Origin of the sequence: Streptomyces cahuitamycinicus, assembly GCF_002891435.1 — a bacterium.
Taxonomy (GTDB): Bacteria; Actinomycetota; Actinomycetes; order Streptomycetales; family Streptomycetaceae; genus Streptomyces; species Streptomyces cahuitamycinicus.
Genome location: NZ_POUC01000314.1, coordinates 1 through 9708, shown reverse-complemented (window position 1 = coordinate 9708; position 9708 = coordinate 1). Strand labels below are relative to the sequence as shown.

Annotated in this window: 8 protein-coding genes and 1 tRNA gene; 4 read left to right on the top strand and 5 right to left on the bottom strand. The window is 69.0% G+C overall.

Going from position 1 to position 9708, the window contains the following annotated elements; all coding sequences use genetic code 11:
- Positions 1-453 (bottom strand): DUF3662 domain-containing protein (locus tag C1J00_RS31035; protein WP_146046286.1); only part of this gene is annotated, 453 nt, incomplete at its 3' end.
- A gap of 474 nt (positions 454-927) precedes the next feature.
- Between C1J00_RS31035 and C1J00_RS31030 the strand changes: the two genes are divergently transcribed.
- Positions 928-1014, top strand: a tRNA-Leu gene (locus tag C1J00_RS31030).
- A 206-nt stretch (positions 1015-1220) separates the two neighbouring features.
- On the opposite strand, the gene C1J00_RS31025 is transcribed toward C1J00_RS31030, so the two are convergent.
- The gene (locus tag C1J00_RS31025; RefSeq protein ID WP_102912309.1) at positions 1221-2987 is read right to left on the bottom strand and encodes a hypothetical protein; all 1767 of its coding nucleotides are present in this window, start codon (positions 2985-2987) and stop codon (positions 1221-1223) included.
- Positions 2988-2990: 3 nt separating this feature from the next.
- A complete protein-coding gene (locus C1J00_RS45570; RefSeq protein WP_180989757.1) occupies positions 2991-3902 on the bottom strand; it encodes a hypothetical protein in 912 nt (303 codons plus the stop codon).
- A 111-nt stretch (positions 3903-4013) separates the two neighbouring features.
- Between C1J00_RS45570 and C1J00_RS31015 the strand changes: the two genes are divergently transcribed.
- On the top strand, positions 4014-4325 hold the full coding sequence (locus C1J00_RS31015; RefSeq protein ID WP_102912307.1) for a helix-turn-helix domain-containing protein: 312 nt from the start codon (positions 4014-4016) through the stop codon (positions 4323-4325).
- Positions 4326-4522: 197 nt separating this feature from the next.
- On the opposite strand, the gene C1J00_RS31010 is transcribed toward C1J00_RS31015, so the two are convergent.
- Positions 4523-5143 (bottom strand): hypothetical protein, encoded by a 621-nt coding sequence (locus C1J00_RS31010; RefSeq protein ID WP_146046284.1) that lies wholly within the window; start codon positions 5141-5143, stop codon positions 4523-4525.
- Between the two features lie 243 nt (positions 5144-5386).
- Entirely contained in the window at positions 5387-7975 is a 2589-nt protein-coding gene (locus C1J00_RS31005; RefSeq protein ID WP_146046283.1) for an AAA family ATPase, read from the bottom strand.
- 323 nt (positions 7976-8298) lie between these two features.
- On the opposite strand from C1J00_RS31005, the gene C1J00_RS31000 reads away from it, so the two are divergent.
- Entirely contained in the window at positions 8299-8763 is a 465-nt protein-coding gene (locus C1J00_RS31000; RefSeq protein ID WP_102912304.1) for a hypothetical protein, read from the top strand.
- 59 nt (positions 8764-8822) lie between these two features.
- Positions 8823-8999: a hypothetical protein gene (locus C1J00_RS45565; RefSeq protein WP_180989756.1), complete on the top strand. Its 177-nt coding sequence runs from the start codon at positions 8823-8825 to the stop codon at positions 8997-8999.
- Positions 9000-9708: the final 709 nt, after the last annotated feature.

Sequence of the window (9708 nt, the reverse complement as noted above, 5' to 3'; positions counted from 1 at the left end):
GTAGCCGCCGGGGCGTCCGCCCTGGGGGGCGGCGGGCGCGGCGGCGGCGCCGCCTCCCGGGCCGCCCTGCTGGCTGCTGGAGGAGGCGAGCGTACGGCTGCGCACCCGGTACAGGCCGGTGTCGAGGTCGTCCGCCTTCTCCAGGTGCACCTTGATGGGGCCCATGAAGGTGTAGCGCTGCTGCTTGGCGTAGTCGCGCACCATGCCGGCGAGCTCGTCGCCGAGCTGGCCGGAGTAGGGGCTGAGGCGCTCGAAGTCCGGTGTGCTCAGTTCGACGATGAAGTCGTTGGGCACGACCGTGCGGTCGCGGTTCCAGATGGTGGCGTTGTTGTCGCACTCACGCTGGAGCGCTCCGGCGATCTCCACGGGCTGGACCTCGGACTTGAACACCTTGGCGAAGGTGCCGTTGACCAGACCTTCGAGACGCTGCTCGAATTTCTTCAGGACTCCCATGGGGCACCTCCTCCGTCGCTGCCGTCCTGTGTACTGCCCTGCGGGCCGCTTGCCTGGTACTGCTTACTGATCGTATCCACGCGCCGCTCGATCGGCTGGTTCCCCCTGTCAGCACCGCCGACGGGTGTCGACGAAGGACGAAGTTCCCTGTGGAGCTCTCCTTCGAACTCTCCTCCGGTGCTACTGCTGCGCGTAACCGCCTCGTGTATGCCTGACAAGGATCGTAGAGGCGGTGGAAGACCAGTGTCCCGCACCAGACTGTGGACCCGGGACCCCTCCTGCCGAGACGGCCGGTACCGGTACGAGGTTGATACGTGAACCGGTACGCCTTGAAACGTGGCAGGGACATCGATGGCTCGGCGAGGTCTCTGCCTGCGGGGATAAGGGATGTGAACCCACCCCTTCCAGCGTGCTAATGTTCTGGGTGTCGGACGGCGCCGACCCCAAGGGGAAGACGCCCAGGACACACCCAATGCGCGGGTGGCGGAATAGGCAGACGCGCTGGATTCAGGTTCCAGTGCCCGCAAGGGCGTGGGGGTTCAACTCCCCCCTCGCGCACCACGGAGCACCGACGAAAGTGCTCTAGCTGCACCGACGGAATGGGCGGCATCGTGATGACGATGCCGCCCATTCCTGTTTCTGCGGTGTGATGTCTGTCTCTGGGCACGGTGAAGCGGACCGTCGGTGGCCTATGGGCCGGCGGCGGTCCGCGTCTGTATGTGGATCTTGCTTGAGTGGCTCTCGGGGCGCGCTCTGTGAGGAAGGTCTCAGCGCTGCGTGATGTGGCCCTTGGGGGTCCACGTGCCCAGGGGCTTGGTCCTGCGGCGGCGAGTGGGCCGTCGGCGGGGCCGTTCGCCGCCCAGGGCGATGGCGTCGGCCCAGGAAGCGAGTTTGCGGCGGTTGGCGTGGGCGAGCTGGAAGGCCAGGAGGAGGGTCTGGGCCGCGATGCCGCGGATGCGGCGGGTGCCGGCGTCTTCGAGGCGTTCCTGGAGGCGGTCCTTGGCGAAGCCGTTGATGCCTTCGACGCTGTTGCGGAGCCGGAAGTAGACCCGTTGCCAGGCTTCGGAGCCGTACTGGAGCGGCTGCCAGAGGTTGGCGCCGGCTTCCGGGGGGACGGTGACGGTGCGCTGGACGCAGCAGGGCGGTGAGCCGGCCGGCTTCGGGGCGGGGTCGACGAGTGGCAGGTGGATGCCGCGGCCGAGCGTGCGGGGCTTGAGGGGGCACTGCGCGCGGTTGGCCTCTGCCGGGCACATCACGCGGCGGTGACCTTCGGCGTCGGGGCGTTGTTTGGGCATGAACACGTAGTTCGTGCGGGCGCGGATGCGGTCGATCCAGGTCTGCTTGTCGATTTTCTTGGCCAGGAGGTCCTTGGTGGCGTCCTTGAGGGGCTGGGGCATGGACGGGCAGTACCAGTTGCCCTCGACGAGTTCGGCTCCCGCGAAGCCGGTCTGGACGCCGAGTTGGTCGGAGGCGTAGTCGTAGACGGGCTCGTAGCCCATGGCCCGGATGGGGAGCTGGAAGTTCTCCGGTTTCTGGCCGTTGTAGGCGCGGTCACCGGCCAGGTAGCCACGGGGGAAGCGGTTGTCGACGTGCTGGAGGGCCTCGACGGCGACCTGGCCGGGGCGGTGGCTTGGCTTGTCCACGGAGAAGGCCACGATCAGGGCGGGCACCACGTCGGGATTGGCGGAACCGTCGGGCAACGGGGCGCCGTGGCGCTCGGGGTCGCGGGCGACGACGAGGGAGGCGTCGTAGCCGAAGAGTCGCTTCTTGATCCTCTCGGTCTTCTTCTCGCCGTTGGTCCTCTGCCTGCCGCCGGCAGCCTCGATCGGGGTCAGACCGTCCAGGGCGAGGGGGTCTTGGTGGCGGGTGGTGCGGACGTACCAGCTGGCGTCGGGATCGGTGGAGGTGACGGGGCTGTGGGAAGGCAGACCTTTGGCGTAGGTGCCGATGGCGGTGGCGTCGAGGCTGACCGAGCCGTCCCAGCGCTCTTCCAGCAGGGGCAGGGCCTCGCGCAGGGACATGCCGAGGATCATGTTGGACACGCGCAGCAGGCGGGCACGCTTGTGGGTGAGTGCTTCCGGGTCGGCCCTGGTCAGGACTTTTTCGGCGTGGCGGCGGGCCAGGCGGTGGTTCTTCGGCAGCGGGGACGGGTCGATGGCCTCGAGGATGCTGTGCAGGCGGCGGCGGACCACGGCGTAGGCCGCTTCGAATCCGCGGTCGTGGTCGGGGTAGCGGTGCAGGCCGAGCTGTTCGCGCATCGCGCCGGAGAGGGAGAAATACAGCAGGTTGGTGACAGTGGTGAATGTGACGACTCCGCTGTTGCGCTGGGCGGCCAGGGCCATGCCGACCAGCAGGGCTTCCACTGAGAGCGTGCAGCGGCGGCCCTTGGTGCGGGCGATGAGCGGTTCGATCTCCTCGACGAGACCGGAGGCGGCCACCTCGTCGTAGACACGGCGGACTTCCTGATCGGGGATGACGGGGCGCTGGGCACGCAGACGGGTGATGAGGGCGTGGCGGGCGAGGCGGCGGTTCACCTGTCAGAACTCCTTCAGCGCGGCGGCGGCCTGTTGGGGCGTGACGTTTCGGACGTGGGGGAGGATCCGGTCGATGGAGCGCAGGGTGGTCAGGCCGGCGGCGGCCATCAGGGTGGGCAGGTGCATGCGGGCCTCGACGGCGTCGACGAGCCAGGTGGCGCGGGTCCGGCCCATGACCAGGCGCGGTGTGCCGGGCGGTTCCTTGGCGCGGGCGAGGAAGTTGGTGACGGTGTTGGTGCCGCGTGCGTGGCTGCTCGGCCGGAAGAGGTAGCGGGCCTGACCGGGCCTGTCGGCCCACTCCGCGGCCTCTGTCAGGACGTCGGCCCAGGCGGTACGGCACAGCACCACGCGGCCGCGGGCACCGCGGACGGCCACGGCCACGGCTCCGTTGGAGGCTTCCCGGACGTCATGGGTGCGCAGCGGGATGACCTCGGGTGAGTCCAGAGCGCAGCCGAAGCCGAGGGAGAGCAGGGTCAGCAGGCCGTAGCGCAGCTCTTCGGTCGGCTGAGCGCGCGCGGATGCGTACAGCTGGGCCTGCTCGGAACGGCTGTAGGGGCGCGAGGAGTCCGAGCCGGAGTAGGCGGCCGGCTCGCCGGTGACCAGGTCCGGGCCGAGCAGGGCGCGGCGGAGGTTGTTCAGGCGGCAGCGGCGGTTGGAGCGCGAGGCGTCACCCAGGTGCAGGCAGCCGGTGGCCAGGTACCACTCGATCGCCTCTTGGGTCAGCAGGTGCTCGGCCTTGGTCGGGCGCCCGCAGGCGTCGGCATACGCGGCGGCGTGGGCGAGCGCGCCGAGCCAGTCGCGGGCCTGCTTGGGAGTGGCCGGCTTGGCCTGGGCCACGGCGCGGCGGCAGTCGGCCCCGATGCGCTCCCAGACAGGGCTCGGAAGGGCGGGCCGGTACTGCTCGATCGCGTCCACCGTGACTCTCCACCAGGAAAGGACCCCGGGAGGGGTGCTGTTCCAATAGCATGCAGTGGAGGTGGCGGATGCTGTCATGCCTGGAGGTCCGTATGGGCGACACTCTTCGACGTGCCCCAGGGAGACAAGCGACGCCTCAAGCCGTTCGAGTACGTTGTCGAGGGCATCTGGCCGCACGCCGTGCTCGATGACCACCACGGGGCCCGAGTGGCGCAGGAAGTGGCCGCGCGGCTGCGTCGGCTGATGGACGCCAGGGGATGGTCGGTCGCCGAGGCGTCCCGGCGCAGCGGGGTGTCACGGATGACGATCGCGCAGGTGCTGGACGGGGCGGTGTGGTGCGACCTGCTGACGATCGCGAACCTGGAGAAGGCGCTGGAAGCGGACCTGTGGCCCGGCCGTGAGCCGGGAAATCCTCCGCAATGAATTCGCATGGGCATTCGGCTTTCCGAAAGAGGGCAGGGGAAATTGGCCGAATGCCGGACACGCCCGGGCGGATCCGGGTAATGTCGGAGACGGCCTGTACAGGGTCATGACCGTCGCCGCGGACCCAGGTGCAACTGGGTCCTTCAAGCGGCGGCGGTCTTTTTACGGCTGTGATGTCTGCAGGGCAGGGAGATGAGTCAGGCGAATCTCCAGTTCATGCGCGGGCGGTAGTAGACGTGCCGGTCGTCCTCTCGGCTGATGCGCTCCAGAGCGCCGCACACGACGAGGGCCCGCAGGCAGTTACGGAGGCTCTTCCTCTCCCGGGGATCCGCGGGAATACCCAGCACCTGGGCCAGATCGCCGCTGCCCCAGGGAAGGTCAGGGCGGGAGGCGATGACGGTCAGGACCTCCTGCTGCTTCTTGCTGCGGATGATCACCTCGGCCGGCCGAGGGGACTCCGGCTCTGCCGTGACCCGCATGCTGTCCTCGGCTGCCGTCTGCGGCTCCTGGTCGGGGGCCGGCGGGCTGGGTACCACACGCAGTGTGACTTGCGGGCCCGGCTGACCGGGGACGATGCCGTGTTTCTGGGCGTGTGCACGCATCGCCCGCAGCCGCGGACCGACCCCCTGCAGGCTCCGCGCCTCCTCGCGCAGAGCGACCATCGCGTCACGCTTTTCATTCACCTCGCGCAGTGCCGTGCTCAGCTGGTCGATGGTCGTGTCGCACTCAGCGATGAGGGTGTCGTACTGACGGACCACGTGCTCCGCTTCGTCCGCGGAGTCACTCGGGTGACTGGCAAACGTCTCCTGGTACGTCATGTGGACCAAGGTAGGGCGAATGCGAGTTGGTTGTCTGCGCTTCGGCTGGCGAGATAGCCAAGTTGACGAAAGTAAGCCTTGCGGCGAGGCTTTTCCTCGGCAACACGTTCGCTGTTCGCTTTCTTGTCTGGCTGATGTGAGGCTGTCGGGTTCCATGTATCTGGCCCGGATCGGCAGATGAAGCCTCGTTGCCCTCACGAAGTTGGCCCGGCGACCACAGATATTCCGGTGAGGCTGATTTCCTCAGCCAGCTGCGGTGGAGGCTTTGTCACAGCGTGGAAGCTGCAGCCCGGCCAGGAGCGGCGCGGTCAGTTTTTCGGAGCCGTCCTTGATGACCCGGACAGCCGCGCTGCGCAGCAGGAACGCCAGTCGGCCCGCATTGCCTCCCGTGCGCTCGTGAAGAAGATCGGCCAGGCCGGGCAGTGTGCCGTCGGCATGCGCGCGCAGGCGCAGCGCTGCTTCGGCTGCGGAGAGGACCTGCTGCCAGTCTTCGCCGAGTGGCATGTCGGACAGGTGCACAGGCACCAGTCGGCGGTGCGGGGCGTTGGTTGCCCTGGCAGCAAGGTAGTCGGGGTCGCCGATGCCGGCGAAGACGAACGTCGCCGGGAGCCGGTCACATAGATAGTCCACGACATCGGCCACGGTCGACGCGGACCAGCCCGGGCTGTGCAGGTGGTGGGCCTCGTCGATGAGGACGAGCGCAGTGCCGGCGTCCGCCATGGCCGTGGCCACGCGGTCTGTCAGCGCGGCGGTGGTGGGCGATCCCCGCAGGGTCACGCCGAGGGACCGGGCCAGCTCGACCAGCAGCAGGCGGGGCGATGTCGCCGGCGGCAGCCGCACGTAGAGCCCCGCCGTAGCCGTCCCAGCCGTCGGCTCGTCGCCCTGCCGGTCGTGTGGTGCGGTGCAACTCCGCCAGGACTCCAGCATGGCGGTGGTCTTGCCGGTGCCGGACGGGCCGTGCAGCAGCAGGCCGTAACGGGCTCCGTCCGCATGCTGGTTGAGGAGCCGCACGTCTTCGATCCGGTCCACGGCAAAGCTGACTTCAGGCACGCTGAGCGGGAGTCGAGCGTGATAGGCCAGGCGCACGTCAGGCGCCTCATGCGCATGGATCTGCTGAACCACGGGCAGACGCGGCACGCCGGTCCGCTCGACGACTCCTCTTGCCGCGGCCGGTCCAGATGCCTGGACGAAGGTGGCAGCGCCCACGGGGCTGCTGGCCATCGCGGGAGCCGCATTGCCGCAGGTGCTGGGCTGCTTCTCGGTGCGGGTAGAGGGAATGGAAGGGCGGGCAGGGGGTCGGATACGGGATGGTGCGGCAGGGACCACGAGCCACTCGTCCTCGTCGGCCCGAAGCCACACCTGCCGTAGGTCGTATGGATCCCAGCGCACCTGCAACGGCTGGCGACCGCCGTGCGGCGACACCAGGCGACGCATCAGATGCAGCGCCGGCGCATCGTAGAAGTGCCCGCCCAAACGCACTCCGCCGGGACCGACCACCCTCCAGCAGGAATTGAGGAGATGCCGGAATTCCTCTGGCGGTATGGGAGTTGGGACCCGTCCGGTATGGGCTGTCAGTTCCTCGTACCGTTCCAGCGGTGTCTGCGGGAATCCGGCACGGGTCGGGAGGGGGGTGTGCAGCCAGCAGTCCTCCACCCAGGTGTCCAGTAGTTCCTGCACCCGCTCGATGGGCCAACCCGCCGCACGTGCAGGCTGGCCGGCGGGAGAGAAGAGGTAGGCGGCGAACCGCCCCGCCGCGGTCGCTGTGACGTGCTCGACGCGGCCGCGCTCATGCGTGGGTGCCTGACGCGCGTACTGCACGCGGACGCCGCTGCGCGCGCATGCGGCGCGCAGGGCACCCATACCCGGGGCAGAAGCGTGATCGACGACGAGCGTGCGAGGACGGATCACCGGCGGACTGCTCACCGGAGGGTACGGAGGTGCAGGGCCGGGCGCGGTCGACGGCGGTGTGATCCAGTTGGTCCGTTGGTCGGCGGGGACGCACATCCTGGCCAGCAGCGCCGGTCCGTACACCGTGCGGTCATGGGCGTCGCCGACGACGGCCGTCAGCAGCACACCGCTGGCCTCGTCCAGCGCGAACAGCACGCGCAGCCGCGGCTCTCCGTGGGGCTGATCGCCGAGAGCCGGGACCGGCACGACGTACAGGTGGACGCGCTCACCCACCTGGGTGAGCGTTGTCGTGGCGCTCTGTGGCGGACGGCCGTCGAGCTCCGCGCACAGTCTGCGCAGGGCGGACCGAGACGGCACGGAGACCTCGCCGTCGGCGAGCGGAGCGGCGAGCCGATCCAGCAGTCGCGCCCGCACCCGTTCAGCGCTCAGTCGGCCAGGGCGGGGTTGCGAATGGATGATCTCGCGCACGGCGTCGACCACCCGGGGATCGAGTCGGACCCCTGGCGCCTCACGCCGTCCGGCCCGCCCGTCCACCAGCCCGGCCAGCCCCAACGTCTGGTAGCGCTGCCGCTTGCGTCGCACCGTCCGCGCCGACGTGCCGCGCATGCCTGATTCCGTCAGCTCTCGGGCCTTGGCCTCCTCCCGCTCCGCCAGCGAGCGGTGAGCAGGGTCGAACGCGGGACGGGGCTGCGTACCAGGCGGTGCGTCCGGGGTGAGCCCGGTCAGCACCTCGACGACATGCCTCTGCCACCACCGCGCCCGCCCCAGCGCATCACCCGACGGCAGCTCGTCGCTCCCAGCCGGCGCGTCCCCGTCTTGAAGTACCTCCCCATGGCAGCCACGCAGCAGCGCCACCAGATCCATCTGACGGGTGACACCGGAGGAGTCCACCAGGGTCAGCCGTCGGCCCTGCAACTCGCCCACGGTGTAGACCCGTCCGTCCAACCGGACCCGGTCACCTGTGCCGATCCGGTCGGGCCACGCTGCGTCCATCCGTTCCCCGGTCCGTAGACAAGACCGGCCGAGCGGCACCGAGGTGCGCCCCGCACGCTCACACCGTGCCGGGAACACCTCGGCACTGCTCGCGCCGACCTGGTTTCGCCGTCCAGCGGACCAGATGCGACAAGGCCCTGCACCGGCCCTGCGCATCTGGTCCGCTGGACGCCATAACGGTTCCATCCTGCCCGGCGGCACCCGGATGCCACACCTATGATGCTATTCCAATCACAGGAGGGGAGGGTGTCCTTGTGACCTTTTTGGCCCTTTCCTGCCCGACGGCGGCCGTTTGCTGGGTTCGCCCGGTCGTCATCGAGTCCACTGCTCGCCGCTTTGTGCTGCTGGCCCCCGGGCAACAGACCGCCGGTTGCTGGACGGTGCCGTTGGTACCGGTGCCTGCGGGGCAGTCCTATTCCCGGGCCGTCGTCCAGTGGCTGTGCCGTCGGACGGGGCTGCCCGACCTGCGGATCGCGCCGGTCGTCGGCGTCCTTCCAGCCGACGGTGCCCGGCGCCGCACCCAGTACGTCGTCCTGGTGCGACCGGTCGCTGCGGCTTGGACCGACGATGTGTGCGCACGGCTGGAGGCCGGCGCACGCTGGTGGACCTTGGACGAACTGCACGGCAAGGGCGTTGCCGTGGAGCCGGAAACGCTGCCCCTGCTCTTGGAGGGCTATTGGGACGGGTGGTTGCCCGATGGGGAGGTGTCGCTCGAGTGAGGCCCACCAGGACGTCGCAGTGAAGCAACCGATGTGGCGCTTCAGGAGTGAGACGGCTCTTGCCCGTGGCCGACTTGGCGACGACAGCCGAGATCCCGGTACCGAGCCAGCACCAGGCCCGCCGACGCTGGCCGACGACCGCGCGCGAGGTCGCGGGGAGGGCGAGAGCGGTCGGCGACGTCATCGTCGTCACCGGCAAGACCCGCGCGGTGGAGTCGTTCGCCGCGCCCAGCTGAAGCCCCGTTTCGGGGGCTACTCGTCCGCGCGATAGAGCTTGAGGTCTCTGTTCACGAAGAGGTGCACGAATCCGCACCGTCAGCAGATCAGCCCGGTCGCCGTCTCGTCGACCCACGCCGGTGGTCAACGGCCTGGTCGAGGACCGTGCCCACGGTGGATCCGTCGGCTGTCCCTGGCGATTGTGGGACTCTGGCCGGCTCCCACGCCGATCTCCGGAGGGTCACGGTCAGCCGCGCCCCTGCCTCACTGGATGACCTGCTGTCTAGGTGCCTCACTCCGGCACCGGCCATTTACCAGGCTCACGATGCCCACACCGGCACGCTCTACCCACTTCCGGACAATCGCCCAAAGTGATGCTTTGGCCAAGTTGCTCCGTAGCTGAAACATGAACTGCCGCCCAGCCTGCGGTTTACGGAGGTCTGCTCAGTGCGGCAATTCGCGACTCTCATCCGAAACGGCCGGATCTGTCCGCGTGATGATTACCGATTCCGGTATCTGGCAAATATGTTCGATTGCCGCCCCTGTCGACGGCATCCACCCTGATGGGTCGAATATGCCGCTGCCCCCTGCACGCGTCGTCGAGCAGGGGAAACGGCCATGACCATGGGGGACACGTTGGAGATCATGCAGATCGCGGGTGTGGGGGCCGGCGCTCTGGTCGCCGAGATGGCCAGGAGCACATGGGAGTCGATGCGGGCAGGGGTGGCC

Coding starts and splice junctions, on each gene's coding strand:
- C1J00_RS31010 (WP_146046284.1), bottom strand. CDS start 5,143: ATGACGTACCAGGAGACGTTTGCCAGTCACCCGAGTGACTCCGCGGAC.